This is a genomic window from Streptomyces sp. NPDC028991, from assembly GCF_055564775.1.
In genome coordinates this window covers 84,034-100,314 of the sequence record NZ_JBVHVP010000001.1, presented here as the reverse complement: position 1 = coordinate 100,314, position 16,281 = coordinate 84,034, and the positions used below count along the sequence as shown (strand labels likewise).

At 71.9% G+C, this 16,281-nt stretch carries 13 protein-coding genes; 1 reads left to right on the top strand and 12 read right to left on the bottom strand.

From position 1 onward, the window contains the following. Positions 1–55 precede the first annotated feature (55 nt). From ACZ4V1_RS00365 to ACZ4V1_RS00320, 10 genes are all read right to left on the bottom strand, one after another. Positions 56–736 (bottom strand): SUKH-4 family immunity protein, encoded by a 681-nt coding sequence (locus ACZ4V1_RS00365; protein WP_468327563.1) that lies wholly within the window; start codon positions 734–736, stop codon positions 56–58. Positions 737–897: 161 nt separating this feature from the next. Continuing rightward, complete coding sequence (locus ACZ4V1_RS00360; protein WP_468327561.1) at positions 898–3,216, bottom strand: xanthine dehydrogenase family protein molybdopterin-binding subunit; 2,319 nt, start codon at positions 3,214–3,216, stop codon at positions 898–900. Next, positions 3,213–5,228 carry a (2Fe-2S)-binding protein gene (locus ACZ4V1_RS00355; protein ID WP_468327559.1) on the bottom strand — a complete coding sequence of 672 codons (2,016 nt, stop codon included), beginning with the start codon at positions 5,226–5,228 and terminating at the stop codon, positions 3,213–3,215. The genes ACZ4V1_RS00360 and ACZ4V1_RS00355 overlap by 4 nt, the downstream gene beginning before the upstream one ends. Then, positions 5,225–6,118, bottom strand: a complete 894-nt coding sequence (locus tag ACZ4V1_RS00350; RefSeq protein WP_468327557.1) for an FAD binding domain-containing protein — start codon at positions 6,116–6,118, stop codon at positions 5,225–5,227. Before ACZ4V1_RS00350 ends, ACZ4V1_RS00355 begins: the two co-directional genes overlap by 4 nt. A 253-nt stretch (positions 6,119–6,371) precedes the next feature. Continuing rightward, entirely contained in the window at positions 6,372–7,985 is a 1,614-nt protein-coding gene (locus ACZ4V1_RS00345; protein ID WP_468327555.1) for a beta-N-acetylhexosaminidase, read from the bottom strand. A 1-nt stretch (position 7,986) separates the two neighbouring features. Next, positions 7,987–8,817 carry a carbohydrate ABC transporter permease gene (locus ACZ4V1_RS00340; protein WP_468327553.1) on the bottom strand — a complete coding sequence of 277 codons (831 nt, stop codon included), beginning with the start codon at positions 8,815–8,817 and terminating at the stop codon, positions 7,987–7,989. An 11-nt stretch (positions 8,818–8,828) separates the two neighbouring features. Further along, complete coding sequence (locus ACZ4V1_RS00335; protein WP_468327551.1) at positions 8,829–9,788, bottom strand: carbohydrate ABC transporter permease; 960 nt, start codon at positions 9,786–9,788, stop codon at positions 8,829–8,831. Positions 9,789–9,817: 29 nt separating this feature from the next. Beyond that, positions 9,818–11,116, bottom strand: a complete 1,299-nt coding sequence (locus ACZ4V1_RS00330) for an extracellular solute-binding protein (protein WP_468327549.1) — start codon at positions 11,114–11,116, stop codon at positions 9,818–9,820. A 199-nt stretch (positions 11,117–11,315) separates the two neighbouring features. After that, the gene (locus ACZ4V1_RS00325; RefSeq protein WP_055417189.1) at positions 11,316–11,609 is read right to left on the bottom strand and encodes a DUF3039 domain-containing protein; all 294 of its coding nucleotides are present in this window, start codon (positions 11,607–11,609) and stop codon (positions 11,316–11,318) included. 57 nt (positions 11,610–11,666) lie between these two features. After that, a complete protein-coding gene (locus ACZ4V1_RS00320; RefSeq protein ID WP_468327546.1) occupies positions 11,667–12,239 on the bottom strand; it encodes a YqgE/AlgH family protein in 573 nt (190 codons plus the stop codon). Between the two features lie 238 nt (positions 12,240–12,477). Between ACZ4V1_RS00320 and murA the strand changes: the two genes are divergently transcribed. After that, the gene (gene murA / locus ACZ4V1_RS00315) at positions 12,478–13,824 is read left to right on the top strand and encodes a UDP-N-acetylglucosamine 1-carboxyvinyltransferase (protein WP_468327544.1); all 1,347 of its coding nucleotides are present in this window, start codon (positions 12,478–12,480) and stop codon (positions 13,822–13,824) included. 189 nt (positions 13,825–14,013) lie between these two features. On the opposite strand, the gene ACZ4V1_RS00310 is transcribed toward murA, so the two are convergent. Continuing rightward, on the bottom strand, positions 14,014–14,295 hold the full coding sequence (locus ACZ4V1_RS00310; RefSeq protein WP_003950507.1) for an HU family DNA-binding protein: 282 nt from the start codon (positions 14,293–14,295) through the stop codon (positions 14,014–14,016). A gap of 350 nt (positions 14,296–14,645) precedes the next feature. After that, a complete protein-coding gene (locus ACZ4V1_RS00305; protein ID WP_468327542.1) occupies positions 14,646–16,061 on the bottom strand; it encodes an NAD-dependent malic enzyme in 1,416 nt (471 codons plus the stop codon). Positions 16,062–16,281: the final 220 nt, after the last annotated feature.

The following is a 16,281-nucleotide window of genomic DNA, read 5'->3' as shown; positions in this document are numbered from 1 at the left end:
GGGTCCACCGGTCCGGGTCCGCCTCCCCGGCGGGCTCCGCTCGCGGTCGCGGGATTTACGCGGGGTCGACGCCGCCGACGGTCTTCGGCGGCGCCGCGCGGCGCAGTGCCCACAGGACGAGGGCGAGGGCGGAGACGTCCGACGTCAGGGGGTGGAGGATGCCGTCGGACGCCCTCCAGGTCAGGACGGCCCCCGTCGTGCCGTCGACGACCACGTGATCGCCGTCCTCCAGCCGGCCCAGGCGTATGAGGTGATCCGCGCGATCGGGGATGCGGTTCCCGGGGAACTCGTCGCACCACTCGGCCACCGTCGGCAGCACCAGCGGCATGTCGGCCGGGTCCAGCCGGAAGGGGTGGGCGTTTTCGGGCAGGCCCGTCTCGCATAGGAAGCGGCGGGTGGGCCCGTGCTCAAGGGTCCCCGGGAAATCGATGTCCTCGAAGCGCGTCACCCGGCCCCGGCCGAACTCCCGGTCCAGGAGCCGGGCCGGCAGCCCCGGGGGCGGTTCCGGCGTCGTACGGCGGCCCGCCGTCAGGAGCAGGCCGCCCAGCAGCTCGGACGTCTTCCACAGGGACGGCCTCTCACATGCCCCCCGCGGCCACCAGGAGGCGCCGCGCGTCCACGACGGGTCCTCCACCGACGTCGCGAGGCGGACCCGGGTCACCAGCGACGGCACCGCCCGGGCGGCCGTCCCCGCCGGACACGCCATGGTCGTCGTCCCGCTCGTGGCCACGTGCATCGTCTCCCCCGAGAGTGTGTATCCGCCCGTGCGGGCGACTGCCGTTCGCACTCCTGCGGAGACTACGCGCCGCCACTGACAACGCCTCTGCGAGCGGAACCCGTTCGCCCGGTAGGACGCGCCGCACCCCCTCGCCCGTTGCCCCACACGCGCGGGAAGGATCAGTTGCCGGTCACCACCGCGGCCTGCGGGCGGATCGGGAGGCGGTTGACCGGGCGTCCCGTGGCCGCGCGCACGGCGGAGGCGACGGCCGCCGGGGAGGCCACCACCGGCGCCGCGCTGACCGCCTTCGCGCCGAAGGGGGCGACCACGTCGCGTTCCTCGACGAGCTTCACGATCCGGATGTCCGGGGCGTCGAGCGCGGTCGGCAGGGCGTAGCCGGTCAGGTCGGGGTGCCGGATCAGACCGCGCGGAGTGCGCAGGTTCTCCGTCAGCGCGATGCCGACGCCCTGGGTCACGCCCGCCTCGATCCGGGCGGTCAGCTGGGTCGGGTTCAGGACCCGGCCCACGTCCTGCGCGACGGCCAGTTCCACGACCCGTACCGAGCCGATCTCGATGTCGACGTCCACCACCGCGCGGATCGCGCAGAAGGCCATGCCGACGAAGGCGTCGCCCTGGCCGGCCTCGTCCAGCGGCTCGGTCGGGTGCGGGCGGCACTGGGCGGTGGCCCACAGTTCCTTGCCCTCCAGTGCCTCGGCGACCGTGGTCGACAGCACGCCGTCGTACGAGGTGATCTTGCCGTCGGCGATCTGGAGCAGCTCGGTCGACATCCCGAACTGGTGCGCCAGGGGCTGGAGGAGCTGGGTACGGACCATCTTGGCCGCCCGCTCCACCGCGCCGCCCGACACCCACGTGTGGCGGCCGCGGCAGCCCGCGCCGGCCGGAGGCTGGTCGGTGTCGACCGGCGCCACCTGCACCTCGTCGACGCCCAGGGTGTCCTGGACGATCTGCCGGGCCAGGGTGGTGAAGCCCTGGCCGGTCTCGACGGCCGCGCACAGCACCGTCGCCACGCCGTCCTGGACCTTCACGGTGGCCGTGGAGACCTCGTCGGCGCCCTCGGCGCCCAGCATGTGCACCATGCCGATGCCGTAGCCCACGCCCCGGCGCACCGCGCCCGGTTCGCCCGCGCCCTCGGGGCCTCCGGGCAGCAGCCACTCGTACTCGGGCGTGTCCTTGGGCAGGGCGGGGAGGGGGAAGTCGCGTACCGCCTGGAGGAGTTCGGCCACCGGCGCCGGGCAGGTGACCGTCTGGCCGGTGGGGAGCACGTCGCCGGTGGCCAGTACGTTGCGCAGCCGCACCTCGGCGGGGTCCAGGCCGAGCTTCTTGGCGACCTTGTCCATCTGCGCCTCGTAGGCGGCGCACACCTGCATGGCGCCCTCGCCGCGCACATGGCCGGAGGGCGGGTTGTTGGTGCGTACGGCCCAGCCCTCGATGAAGGCGTTGGGCACGACGTACGGGCCGCAGGCGAACGCCACGGCGGCGGCCAGGGCGTCCGAGGAGGTGTCGGCGTAGGCACCGGCGTCGAGCAGGATCTGCGCCTCGACCTTCACCACCCGGCCCTCGGCGTCCGCGTGGTGGCGGTAGCGCAGGAGGGTGGGGTGCCGGTGGACGTGGCCGAGGAAGGACTCCTCGCGCGTGGCGGTCAGTTTGACGGGGCAGCCGGTCTTCAGGGCCAGCAGGCCCAGCGGCAGCTGGAAGCCCTGGTCCTCGCGGTCCGCGGTGGCGCCGGGCACCCCGGTGACGACGATCTTCACCTGTTCGGGTGTCAGGCCGTAGCAGGACGCGGCCGTGTCGCGGTCGGCGTGCGGGTCGGTGGAGGCCAGGTAGAGCTCCACGCCGCCGTCCGGGCGCGGTACCGCCAGGCCCGCCTCGGCTCCTATCGGCGCGGGGTCCTGGCGGCCGATGCGGTACAGGCCCTCGACGACGACCTCGCCGGCCGCGTCGGGGTCGCCGTGCCGCAGCGGGATGTGCCGGATCAGGTTGCCGTCGGGATGCAGCGGCTCGGCCTCGAAGGCCTGCTCCGGGTCGGTGACCGGATCGAGCGCCTCGTACTCGACGATGACGGCCGCGGCGGCCATCCGCGCGGTGTCCGGGTGGTCGGCGGCGACGGCCGCGATGGGCTCGCCGTGGTGGCGTACGACCTCGGAGGCGAAGACCGGGCGGTCGGCCCGGCCGCCGCGTCCGTGCGACGGGGCACCGGGCACGTCCTCGTGCGTGACGACCGCCCGTACGCCGGGCATCTCGCGCGCGTGGGTGGTGTCGATGGACACGATGCGCGCGTGCGGGTGCGGCGAGCGCAGGACGGCCGCCCACAGCAGGCCCTCGGCCCACAGGTCGGCCGCGTACGGGAAGGTGCCCTCCGTCTTGGCGCGGGCGTCGGCCGGCGGCAGGGACGCGCCGAGGCCGTGTGGGATCGGCTCGGGGACGGGTGCCGCCTCGGTGGTTCCCGCGGCCTCCGCAGTCGCGGCGTCGTTGCTCACGCGTGGCCTCCGTCCTGGCCGTGGGGCTGGTCACCGTAGGGCTGGTCACCGTACGGCTGGTAGGGCTGTTCGTGCGGTGCCTGCGCGTCCGGTGCACCGGGGGGTGGGCCGGGTGGTCCCTGGGACTCGAACGCCGACGGGTTGACGCCGCCCGCGCCCGGACCCGCCTGGTGCGGGATACGGGGCTCGTCGGCGTCCGTCTCGGCCGTGTCGGGGGCGGCGTGCGCCTGGCGCTCGGCGACGACCTCCTTGACCGCCTCGAGGACGCCCCGGTAGCCGGAGCAGCGGCACAGGTTGCCGCACAGGGCCTGCCGGGCCTCCAGTTCGGTCGGCGCCGGGTTGCCCTCCAGGAGGTTGTGCACGGTCATCGCCATGCCGGGCACGCAGAAGCCGCACTGCACCGCGCCGCGCCGGGCGAGCGCCCGCTGCACGTCCGACGGCCGCCCGTCGGCGGCCAGGCCCTCGACCGTACGCACCTCGCTGCCGGCACTGGTCACGGCCGGGACCAGGCAGGAGGCGACCAGGCGGCCGTCGACCTGCACGTTGCACGCGCCGCACTCGCCCTGCGAGCAGCCGTCCTTGGCACCCGCGAGGCCGAGCCGCTCGCGCAGCACGTACAGCAGCGACTCACCGATCCAGGCGTCGGTGACGGGCCGGTCGGCGCCGTTGACGCGCAGCACGTACGAGGCGAGGGGGTGCTCCTCGTGCGCACCGGCGGGAGCACCTTCCCGAGGGGTGGCCGGGCCGGCCTGCGCGGCAGCGGCCGGGCCGGTCTCGGTTCGGGGCTCGTCCCGGGTGCCGGGGTGGGGCTCCGCCTCCGTGTCCTGCTCGCGCTCCTGCCCCGGCTCGGGTCCGGGTTCCGGCTCCTGGCCGGATTCCGGCTCCTGGCCGGGTGCCGGCTCCTGCGAGGTGGCCCGCGACGGGCCCGTCGCGGGCGCCTCGGCGGCCTCCGGGCCGGGCCCGGCCGCCACGTCCTCGTCGGTGCCCCCTGGCACCTCCAGGGGCCCCTCAGGGGCCTCCTCGGACTCCAGGGGCTCGTGGGTCACCGCGTCGTCGGTCACCGCATCGCCGGCCGAAGGCACCGGGGCCCCCGTCTCGGCGGCGGGTTCCGGGGGCACTTCGGCGTACGGGCCGGCGGCCGGTTCGGGCGCCCCGGGTGCGGACGGGTCCTCGGCCGGCCGTTCCCCGCCGGAACCTTCGGCCTCCGCCGTACGGTCGCCCCACGGCTGTCCGGCCTGCTGGGTCGCCCAGGGGGCGGGAGCGCCGCCGGGCAGGGTGGCCGGTGCGGTGCCGCCCCACTGCTCGGCCAGGGTGGACTGGGTGAACTCGCCCGACTCGTCCGGCAGGTCGCCGTCGGCGACCGGGATGGACCACTGGCCGGTCACGTCCTGGCCGGTCACGTCCTGGCCCGTCATGCCCCGCCCGGTCGCGTTGCGGCCGGACGCGTCATCGGGTTCGGCCGGCGCTCCGTGCGCGGCAGCGGCGGCATCCGCCCCGGCCCCGGCCCCGGAGAAGTCCCACTGGCCGGTGGCCCCGGGCCGGTAGGCGAACCGGTCGCCCTGTCCGGCGTTCGCGTCGTAGGACGCGCTCGTGCCGTACGGCGTGTTCGCGTCGTACGGCGTGTTCGCGTCGTACGGCACGCTCCCGCCGTACGTGTCCTGCTGCGGGTACTCGGCGTGCCCCTGGTGGGCGGCGGGCTCCTGCCCCGCGTCCGGGACGTGCCACTGCGTGCCGTCCACGGGCGCGGACGGCATCGCCCAGGTGCCGGTGACCGCCGGGTCGGTGCCGGCGGTGGTCGCGGGCGTGACCGTGATCTGCGGCGGCACATAGCCGTGCCCGGGGGCGGCGAGCGGGCTGTCGGCGGAGGCCAGGAGCGCGTCCACACCGCCCTCGGGGAGTTTCACGAAGGCGGTGGCGCCGTCGTCGTAGTCGCCCTGGGGCAGCGGGTCCCAGCGTCCGCCGCTCGGGGGCGTGCCCTCTCCGTGCTCGTCGCCGTGCTGGTCGTCGGTCACGACAGCGCCCTCCCCAGTGCTCGTCGGGCCAGCGCGGCGACGGTGCGCCGCAGGTGCAGTACGGCCGGCGGGAGCTGCGGTACGGAGCCGTCCTCGGCCGGGGCCGCGTCGGGGATGCAGGCGGCGGCGACGTACTCGCCGAAGGCGCTCAGCGCCTCCGGGACGATCGCGCGGCCGTTGTCCCAGTCGATGAGCGAGGCCACCCACTGCTCGGCCTCCAGCGGGCGCAGCGGCATGGGCGCGATGGCGCCGACGGCGCACCGCACCCCGCGCCGGGCGGGGTCGAGGACCAGCGCGACGGAGGCCATCGCGCGGCCCGGGCCGGTCCGGCCGGTCGCCTTCAGGAAGACCTGCGGCGCGTGCAGCAGCGGCACGCGCACGTAGCCGATGAGTTCGCCCGCGCGGAGCATCTCCATGCCGGCCAGCAGGTGCGAGACCGGCATCTCCCGCCGGGCCCCGTCCGGGCCCGCGATGATCAGCGTCGACTCGAGCGCGGCCAGCACCGGCAGCGCGTCCCCGGTGGGGGCGGCCGAGGCGATGTTGCCGCCCAGGGTGCCCGCGTTGCGGATCTGCGGTGGTCCGGCGGCGCGCGCGGCGGCGGCGAGCGCGGGGATGAGCGCCGCGAAGTCGGGGCGGCCCATGCGGGCGTGGGTGAGTCCCGCGCCGAGCAGAGCGTGACCGTCCTGGTACTGCCAGCCGCGGATCTCGCTGATCCGGCCGAGGCCCACCAGCGCGGCGGGCCTGAGCTGGCCGGAGTTGACGGAGGTCATCAGGTCGGTGCCGCCCGCGACCGGAACGGCGGCGGGCATGGCGGCCAGTGCCGCCACGGCCTCGTCCAGTGTCGTGGGCAGCGTGACGGCCTGCGCCGCCTGCGGTGCGTGCGTGGTCAAACCGACTGCCCCTTCCCGCTGTCCCACCTGGTCCCGCCCATGTGGCCGTACGGTACGACCTGACAGGGCGGACGTGGCAACTCTGGCACATCTTCGCAGGGGCCGGACGCGGGGGCCCGCTAGGAGGCATTCGCCCATCTCCTAGGCGGGATGGTCCGTTTTCCCACACGTTCTCCGGTAATCCGCCGACAATCGGAGGTGCGTGCGATGAGCGAGAGTTGCCACTCTTCGGTGGCGTTTCGGGGCTTTCTCCTTACTTGTTCGGCGGCGGTCCGTCGATCGGGCGGCCGAGGACACCGGGCCGCCGCTGCCAGGGCAGCGGGCCGCCGGGCGGCCGGTAGGCGACACCGAGGGCGTCAAGCCGCCGGTAGTGGGCGGCCATCCGGCGCTCGAAGCCGGTGAAGTCCCGGTCGGCCGGGGCGGGCAGGACACTCCAGGCGACCTCGGCGAACGCGGCGAGCCTCGGGAACGTCTGGTAGTCCACGCGCGCCAGGTTCTCCATCACCTCGGTCCACACGTTCGCCTGCGTGCCGAGCACATGTCCGGATTCGTCGGGCGTCAGCTCCGCCGGAACCGGCTCGAACCGGTAGACGTCCTCCAGGGTGCGCACGAAGCCGATCGGCACCGGTTCGTCCTCGCCCGCGTGCTGCCGGTGGTCCAGGTACACCTGCTGCTCGGGGCACATGACGACGTCGTGGCCCGCGCGCGCGGCGGCGATCCCGCCCGCGTACCCGCGCCAGGAGGACACGGCGGCGCCCTTGGCCAGTCCGCCCTCCAGGATCTCGTCCCAGCCGATGAGCCGGCGCCCGCGTTCGGCGAGCCAGGTGTCGAAGTGCTGGATGAACCAGGCCTGGAGTTCGTCCTCGCCGGCGAGGGCGAGTTCCTCGATGCGCGCCTGCGCGGTGGCCGAGCGCCGCCACTGGTCCTTGGGGCATTCGTCGCCGCCGATGTGGACGAACTCCGAGGGGAACAGCTCCAGGAGTTCCTCGAACACGCCCTCGTAGAAACGCAGGGTGCCGTCGGTGGGGGCGAGGACGTTCGGAGAGATCCCCCAGGTGTCCCAGACGGAGAGCACCGTGGTGTCGATCACATCGGTGTTGCCGAGTTCCGGATACGCGGCGATGGCGGCCTGCGAGTGTCCGGGTACGTCGATTTCGGGGACGACGGTGATGTTCCGTTCGGCCGCGTAGGCGACGATCTCCCGGATGTCGTCCTGGGTGTAGTAACCGCCGTGGGGTTTGTCCTCCCAGAGCGGGGAGGCCCGGTGGCCGTATTTGGTGCGCGCCCGCCAGGACCCGGTCTCCGTGAGCTTCGGGTACCGCTTGATCTCGACGCGCCAGCCCTGGTCGTCCGTCAGGTGGAAGTGCAGGACGTTGAGTTTGTGGGCGGCCATCAGGTCCAGGTAACGCAGGACGCCTTCCTTGGGCATGAAGTGCCGGGCGACGTCCAGCATGAGGCCCCGCCAGGGGAAGCGGGGCGCGTCCTCGATCCGGACCGCGGGCAGCCGCCACCGGCCGCCGGGAAGCGGCGCGCGCCGGAAGGCGTCCGGGCCGAGCAGTTGGCGCAGCGTCTGGGCGCCCCAGAAGAGGCCGGCCGGATCGCCGCCCGCCAGGTGCACGCCCGTCGGTTCGGCGACGAGGCGGTAGCCCTCGGCGCCCAGTGCGCCGTCGAGGGACAGGCGGACGACGTCGGCGTCCCCCGTGCCGGGCACGAGCGGCAGGCCGGTCGCGGCGCCCAGCGTGGCGCGCAGCCAGCGCTCGGTGCGCTCCGTGCCGTCGCCCGCCACCACCTTGGTGTCCGGGCCGAGATCGAAGAATTCGCCCTCGTGGGACGTCACTTGCCGTGGCTGGGGAATCACGTCGGTCACCTCAGTCCTTCACCGCTCCGCCGAGGCCGGAGACGAGTCGTCGTTGCACGAGTACGAAGAAGACCAGCACCGGAATCGTCATCACCGTGGAGGCGGCCATCACGCCGCCCCAGTCGGGATCGTCCGGCTTGTAGAAGACCAGCAGCGCCATCGGCAGCGTCGACTGGGACGTGTCGCTGATGATGAACGACTTGGCGAACAGGAAGTCGTTCCAGGTCGAGATGAAGGAGAAGACGCTGGTGGCCACCAGCCCCGGGAAGACCAGCGGGAAAAGGATCTGCCACAGGAATCGCGCCCGGCTCGCCCCGTCGATGTAGGCGGCCTCCTCCAGGGCCTGAGGCACGGCTTTCACGAATCCCCGCAGCATCCAGATCGCGAACGGCAGCGAGAAGGCGATGTGGGGCAGGATCAGCGACCCCAGCGTGTTCAGCTGGCCGAAGTCCCGCATGAGGAAGAACAGCGGGATGGTGAGCGCCTCCACGGGCACCATCTGGGCCACCAGGAACATGATCAGCAAAGTGGTCCGGAAACGGAACCGGAAACGCGTCACCGCGGTCGCCGCGAGGAACGCGATCAGCGCCGAGGCGATCACGACGGTGCTCGCCACGAGCAGGCTGTTGAGAAAGTAACGACCGAATTCCTGCTGCCCGAACACCCGCCGGAAGGAGTCGAGCGACGGCGCCAGGGTCCACGGCCGCGGTTCGGCCGACTCGATCTCCCCGGCCGGTTTGAAGGCGCTCAGCACCATCCAGTACAGCGGGAAGGCCACCACGACCGAGATCAGCAGCGCCGAGGCCTCGGCCGCCAGCCGCCACGGACGGCGCACACGCACGCGCGGAAGATTCACAGCTCCTCCCCCTGGCGGCGCAGCAGCCGCAGGTAGACCAGCGTCACGGCGAGCAGGATCAGCAGCATCACGACGCCGATGGCCGAGCCGAGGCTGTACTGCGAGGACGCGAACGCCTTCTGGTAGGCGTAGACGTTCAGGACGAGGTTCTGGCCGGCGATGCCGCCGCCGTTCGTCATGACGTAGATCTGGGTGAAGACCTTGAAGTCCCAGATGACCGACTGGATGGTGACGACCACCAGGATCGGCCGGAGCATCGGGGCGAGCACCGAACGCCAGATGCGCCACTGCGAGGCTCCGTCCAGGGCGGCGGCCTCCAGGACCTCCGAGGGGACGGCCCTGATCCCCGCGTAGACGGTGACCATGACGAACGGGAAGGAACACCAGACCACTTCGAGCAGGACGAGGGCGAAGGCGCTGTAACGCCCGTACGTCCAGGAGTGGTCGCCGAGCCCGAGCATCCGGTTGACGGGACCGAAGTCCGGGTCGAACAGCAGCAGCCAGACCGTCGACCCGGTGACCGCGGGGGTCGCCCAGGCTCCGAGGGCGGCCAGCATCAGCGCGAGCCGCGGCACGGCACGCACCCGCGTGAGCAGCACGGCGAGCGCACAGCCGACGGCCAGCGTCGACACCACACAGGCCGCCGCGAACACGACGGTGGCGAGCAGCACCCGCCAGAACTGCGCGTCCCCGAAGAGTTCCGCGTAGTTGCCGAACCCCTGGAAGGTGGCCGGTTCCCCGCCGGAGACCTGCGCCTGGGTGTACTCCAGGAAGGAGATCAGCCCGAGCTGGTAGACCGGGTAGACGAGCAGCCCGCCGAGGACCACGAGGGCGGGCGCGAGATACAACCAAGGCGTACTGGAGCCGCCCCCGAAGGGGCGCGGGGCTGTGTTGGATCCGCGGCTACCGCCGCGTGGGCGCGACGAGCCACTGCGGACCCGCGGCCGCGAACGCACCGCGCCCCCCGAGCTAGTGGGCACCCCCGTCACCCGGCGGAGCCGAACGCGTCGTCCATCTTCCGAGCCGCGTCCCCGGCGGCGGCGCCCACGTCCTTCTTGCCGCTGACCACCTCCTGGAACATCGTCGGCAGCACCTGGGACGAGTCGATCGTCGCCCACGCGGGCGAGGCCGGCACGAACTTGGTGCCCGCGGCGAGGGTGTCGACGAACGGCTTCACGAAGGGCTCCTCGGCCGCGACCCGCTGCCGCACGTCCGTGAAGGTCGGCAGGAAGCCCATCGCGTCGAACAGCTCACCCTGCGCCTTCTTCGACGCGAGCCGCTTCATCAGGTCGACGGCGAGGGTGCGGTGCGAAGTGCTCTTCAGGACGCCGATGTTGTTGCCGCCCGCGAAGGCCGGGGCGATCGAGCCGGGCTTCACTCCCGGCAGCGGCACGACCGCGTACTTGCCCTTCGCCTCCCCCGCCTCCACGGCCTGGTGGCTGAAGTCGCCGCCGATCGCCATGGCCGCCTTGCCGGAGGCGAACGCGGTGACGGTGTCGTTGCCGCCCATGCCGGCGCACTTGGCGGCGGGGCAGTTGTCGTCGCCGAAGAGGGACGTGTACGCCTCGATGCCCTTCCGGGCGGCGGCGCTGTCGATCGCCGAGGCGTACGACCCGCCCTTGCCGGTGGCGAGCTCGCCGCCGGCCGCCCAGATGAAGGGCAGCGCGCCGTAGGTGTAGGCGCCGCCGACCGCGATGCCGTACAGGCCGGGCTTCGCGTCGCGGATCCGCTTCGCGGTGGACGCCAGTTCGTCCATCGACCGGGGGGCCTCGAGGCCGAGTTCGTCGAAGACGTCGGTCCGGTAGTACAGGGCGCGGACGCCGACGAAGTAGGGGGCGCCGTAGACCTTGCCGTCCACGGTGACGGACTGCCGGGCCGTGGGGTCGGCGTCGTCGGCCTCGTCCCAGGCCTCGAACTCCTCGGTGACGTCCAGGAGTCCGCCGTCCTTCACGTAGCCGGCGGTGTCGGTGTTGCCGTACTCGATGACGTCGGGGGCGCTGTCGGGGTCGTTGAAGGCGGCCTTGATGCGCTGGGCGCGGGTCTCGACGGGGATGTACTCGACGTCGACCTTCGCGCCCTCGTGCGCCTTCTCGAAGTCGGCCAGGGCCGCGTCGACGACCTTTTCCTTCGGCTTGGTGTCGACCTCCTGGAAGAGCCAGACCCGTAGCGTGCCGCTCTTCTCATCCTTGCCGGAGGAGGAGTTGTCGGACGTCTGGGGGGCGCAGGCGGTCGCGGTGACGACGGCGGCGGCCAGCAATACGGCCAGGCGGGGGGCGAGCTTCATGGAGTGTTCCTCCGGGCGTGCGTTGCAACATATGCAATGACGGTTTCGCTCTGCACAACACCCAGGAGGTTATGGAGTACATGAACATGTCCACAAGAGGTCTCAACCACTTCGTGACAACAGGAAGGCCCCCGGAGTGTGCGCGGGCACACTCCGGGGGCCTTCGAGAAGTCCGGCCGGGAAGGTCTGGAAGGGTCGGCTACTTCTTGTCGCCGCCCTTGCCGCCCTTGCCTTCGTCTCCGCCGCCGCTCATGGACTCGTAGATCTCCTTGCACATGGGGCAGACGGGATACTTCTTCGGGTCGCGGCCCGGTACCCAGACCTTGCCGCACAGCGCCACGACGGGGGTGCCGTCGAGGGCGCTCGCCATGATCTTGTCCTTCTGGACGTAATGGGCGAAGCGCTCGTGGTCACCGTCACCGTGGGAGGTCTGCGGCGTCGGCTCTACGAGGGTCCCCGTACCAGTCCCGCGCTCGGGCTCGAGAGTGCTCATGCCTGCCAGGGTACTGAAAGCCGGGGTATCGGAGCTCACACGGACCGGGGTGGGAGATCAGTTGAGCGACGGGTCGTCCGGATACGTCGCCACCATGGCCAGGTCGCCCCGCTGACGGCGCAGGACCTCGCGCCAGAGCCGCTCGGGCACCGGGCAGGACACGTCGCCGGGCTCGGACTCGACCACGTACCAGGCACCCTCCGCCAGCTCGTCCTCGAGCTGACCGGGCCCCCAGCCCGCGTACCCGGCGAAGATGCGCAGGGCTCCGACGGCGGGGGCCAGCAACTCAGGCGGCGCCTCGAGGTCGACCAGGCCGATCGCGCCGTGCACCCGGCGCCAGCCCAGCGGTGCCCTCTCGCCGGACGCCCCGCCGGGGACGACGGCCACGCCCAGGGCCGAGTCGAGCGACACCGGGCCGCCCTGGAAGACGACACCGGGTTCGCCGGTCAGATCCGCCCAGTCCGCCAGGATGTCGACCACGTCGACCGGCGTGGGACGGTTGAGGACGACGCCGAGGGAACCCTCCTCGTCGTGGTCGAGAAGGAGCACCACCGCGCGCTCGAAGTTCGGGTCCGCCAGGGCGGGCGTTGCCACGAGCAGCCGCCCCGTGAGCGAGGACACCTCGGTCATGCCTGACATGATCCCGCATGTTCCCCTCCCGTGGGGAGGCAATCGGGGGCACGGGGGTGAACGCGTGCGCCGTGGGCGCGCCGCCGTCGTGACCGCACGTGCCCGCCGGTGAACGGTTCGTGTTGTGACAAAGCCATGACGTTGCCGGACCGTGCACAGGCTTACTGAAGGGGGGTACAAGGCGATTACCCTTTCCCTTCTGGCCCCTGCCCAACCCCCACCACGGAACGCGAGATTCATGACCGTCAACGGCGCTGATGACGTACTGCTTGTCCACGGCGGAACCCCGCTGGAGGGCGAGCTCCGGGTCCGCGGTGCGAAGAACCTCGTGCCGAAGGCCATGGTGGCCGCCCTGCTGGGCAGTGCGCCGAGCCGGCTGCGCAATGTGCCGGACATCCGCGACGTGCGGGTCGTACGCGGACTGCTGCAGCTGCACGGGGTCACCGTCCGTCCGGGTGAGGAGCCCGGCGAGCTGGTGCTCGACCCCTCCCACGTGGAGAGCGCGAACGTCGCCGACATCGATGCCCACGCGGGCTCGTCGCGCATCCCGATCCTGTTCTGCGGCCCGCTGCTGCACCGCCTCGGGCACGCCTTCATCCCGGGTCTGGGCGGCTGCGACATCGGCGGCCGGCCCATCGACTTCCACTTCGAGGTGCTGCGGCAGTTCGGCGCGAAGATCGAGAAGCGGGCGGACGGCCAGTACCTGGAGGCCCCGCAGCGGCTGCGCGGTACGAAGATCAACCTGCCGTATCCGTCCGTCGGCGCGACCGAGCAGGTGCTGCTGACGGCCGTGCTGGCCGAGGGCGTCACGGAGCTGTCCAACGCCGCCGTGGAGCCGGAGATCGAGGACCTGATCTGCGTACTGCAGAAAATGGGCGCGATCATCGCGATGGACACCGACCGCACCATCCGCATCACCGGTGTGGACGAGCTCGGCGGCTACGCCCACCGTGCCCTCTCGGATCGCCTGGAGGCCGCCTCCTGGGCCTCGGCGGCGCTGGCGACCGAAGGGAACGTCTACGTCCGCGGCGCCCAGCAGCGCTCGATGATGACGTTCCTGAACACCTTCCGGAAGGTGGGCGGCGCCTTCGAGATCGACGACGAGGGCATCCGCTTCTGGCACCCGGGCGGCCAGCTCAAGTCCATCGCCCTGGAGACGGACGTGCACCCCGGCTTCCAGACGGACTGGCAGCAGCCCCTGGTGGTCGCCCTGACGCAGGCCACGGGCCTGTCCATCGTCCACGAGACGGTCTACGAGTCCCGTCTCGGCTTCACCTCCGCGCTCAACCAGATGGGTGCGCACATCCAGCTGTACCGCGAGTGCCTCGGCGGCTCCCACTGCCGCTTCGGACAGCGCAACTTCCTGCACTCGGCCGTCGTCTCGGGACCGACCAAGCTGGAGGGCGCCGACCTGGTCATCCCCGACCTGCGCGGCGGCTTCTCCTACCTGATCGCCGCTCTCGCGGCCCAGGGCACGTCCCGGGTCCACGGCATCGACCTGATCAACCGGGGCTACGAGAACTTCATGGAGAAGCTCGTGGAGCTGGGCGCGAAGGTGGAGCTGCCGGGCAAGGCCCTGGGCTGACGTACCACGCAACGCCGATGGGGCGGTCACCCGAGTCCGGGTGACCGCCCCATCGGCGTTGCGTGGTGCGCCCCGAAAGGGGCGCGGGGAACTGCGCGACCAGCCGCACACGGCCCGCAGCCGCGCACGGCCCGCAAGCTGAACGGACGGCCCGCGCAGCCCCCGGCGCTCAAAGCGGAGCGCTTACGCTTACTTGCCCTTGGCGGCTTCCTTGAGCTTCGAGCCCGCGGAGACCTTGACGCTGTAGCCGGCCGGGATCTGGATCGGCTCGCCGGTCTGCGGGTTGCGGGCGGTGCGAGCGGCACGGTGAGTGCGCTCGAAGGTCAGGAAGCCGGGGATGGTGACCTTCTCGTCGCCCTTGGAGACGATGTCGCCGACAACCTCGGCGAACGCGGCCAGCACGGCGTCGGCGTCCTTGCGGGTCACCTCGGCGCGGTCGGCCAGCGCGGCCACCAGCTCACTGCGGTTCATGTTGTTACTCCCGTGTTCTTCTTGCCGTTGAGGCGTGCCACGCGGCGGAGCCGCATGTTGGGCACAGCGATGCCGATGCTGCCAGGGTCTTCGGACACTCCCCGGAGCCGGGTCGGTCGTCAGACCCTCGCGCCCAGGGAGGCATCCTGCCTCCACCTGCGGCGGTAAAGCCAATCCGGCACCCCCAGGAGTCGTGAGAACACCCTTGGGAGTCACACGAAGAGAGGGCCTGAGCCTTGCGCAACCCTAGAGGGCGATCCCAGGCCCGACATCCCGCGACGCGCCGGTGGGGCGGCCGCCGTGATGATCCTCACCACCACGCCACGGACCGCCCACAATCCGTCCGGGTGCTACGCCACCACTCCGGCGGCCTTGGCCGCGTCCCGCACGGCGCCCGCGACGGCACCGGCGACCTTGTCGTTGAAGACGCTGGGGATGATGTAGTTCGGGTTGATCTCGTCCTCGGTCACCACGTCCGCGAGGGCGTGCGCGGCGGCCAGCATCATCTCGGTGTTGACCGTGCGGGACTGGGCGTCCAGCAGACCGCGGAACACGCCCGGGAAGACGAGCACGTTGTTGATCTGGTTGGGGAAGTCGGAGCGGCCGGTGGCGACGACCGCGGCGGTCTGGCGGGCGATCGCCGGGTCCACCTCGGGGTCGGGATTCGCGAGCGCGAACACGATCGCACCTTCCGCCATGGCGGCCACGTCCTCGCCGTCCAGGACGTTGGGGGCCGACACGCCGATGAAGACGTCGGCGCCGTGCACGGCCTCCTTGAGAGTGCCGGTCAGGCCCTCGGGGTTGGTGTTGTCGGCGATCCAGCGCAGCGCCGATCCGGGCGCGGCGTCGACCAGGTCGGCGCGGCCGGCGTGCACGATGCCGTGGATGTCGGCGACGACCGCGTTCTTCACGCCTGCGGCCAGCAGCAGCTTCAGGATGGCCGTACCGGCCGCACCGGCGCCGGACATGACGACCCGTACGTTCTCGATGGGCTTGTCGACGACGCGCAGGGCGTTGGTCAGGGCGGCGAGGACGACGATCGCGGTGCCGTGCTGGTCGTCGTGGAAGACGGGGATGTCGAGGGCCTCGCGCAGCCGGGCCTCGATCTCGAAGCAGCGGGGCGCGGAGATGTCCTCGAGGTTGATGCCCGCGAAGCCCGGGGCGATGGCCTTGACGATCTCCACGATCGCGTCGGTGTCCTGGGTGTCGAGGCAGAGCGGCCAGGCGTCGATACCGGCGAAGCGCTTGAACAGGGCGGCCTTGCCCTCCATGACCGGCAGGGCGGCCTTCGGGCCGATGTTGCCGAGGCCCAGCACCGCGGAGCCGTCCGTCACGACCGCAACGGAGTTGCGCTTGATGGTCAGGCGGCGGGCGTCCTCGGGGTTCTCGGCGATCGCCATGCAGACGCGGGCCACGCCCGGCGTGTAGATCATGGACAGGTCGTCGCGGTTGCGGATGGGGTGCTTCGACGCCATCTCGATCTTGCCGCCGAGGTGCATGAGGAAGGTACGGTCGGAGACCTTGCCCAGGCTGACGCCCTCGATGCCGCGCAGCTGCTCCACGATCTCGTCGGCGTGCGAGGTCGAGCCCGCGGCGATGGTGACGTCGATACGGAGCTTGTCGTGGCCGGAGGCCGTGACGTCGAGGCCGGTGACGGAGCCTCCGGCGGACTCCACCGCGGTGGTGAGCTGCGAGACCGCGGTTCCGCCCGCGGGCACCTCCAGTCGGACCGTCATCGAGTAGGAGACGCTGGGCGCCGTTGCCATGGCCGACTTCCTCTGCTTTCACCGTGTAGCTGCGTTGTGCCGTCCGATCGTCGCACCTACCACCGAGTACGTGGTAGCCACCCCGGATTGCGAACTTTGTGTTCGCGCGCCGTCCCCACCGGACGATGAGGCACTTTCGGAAAACGACTTCCACCATACGAGAAGCTGCGGGTCGACGGAAGAGGCGAGCCTGCCCGGGAAAGAACCCGCGGGACGGGAA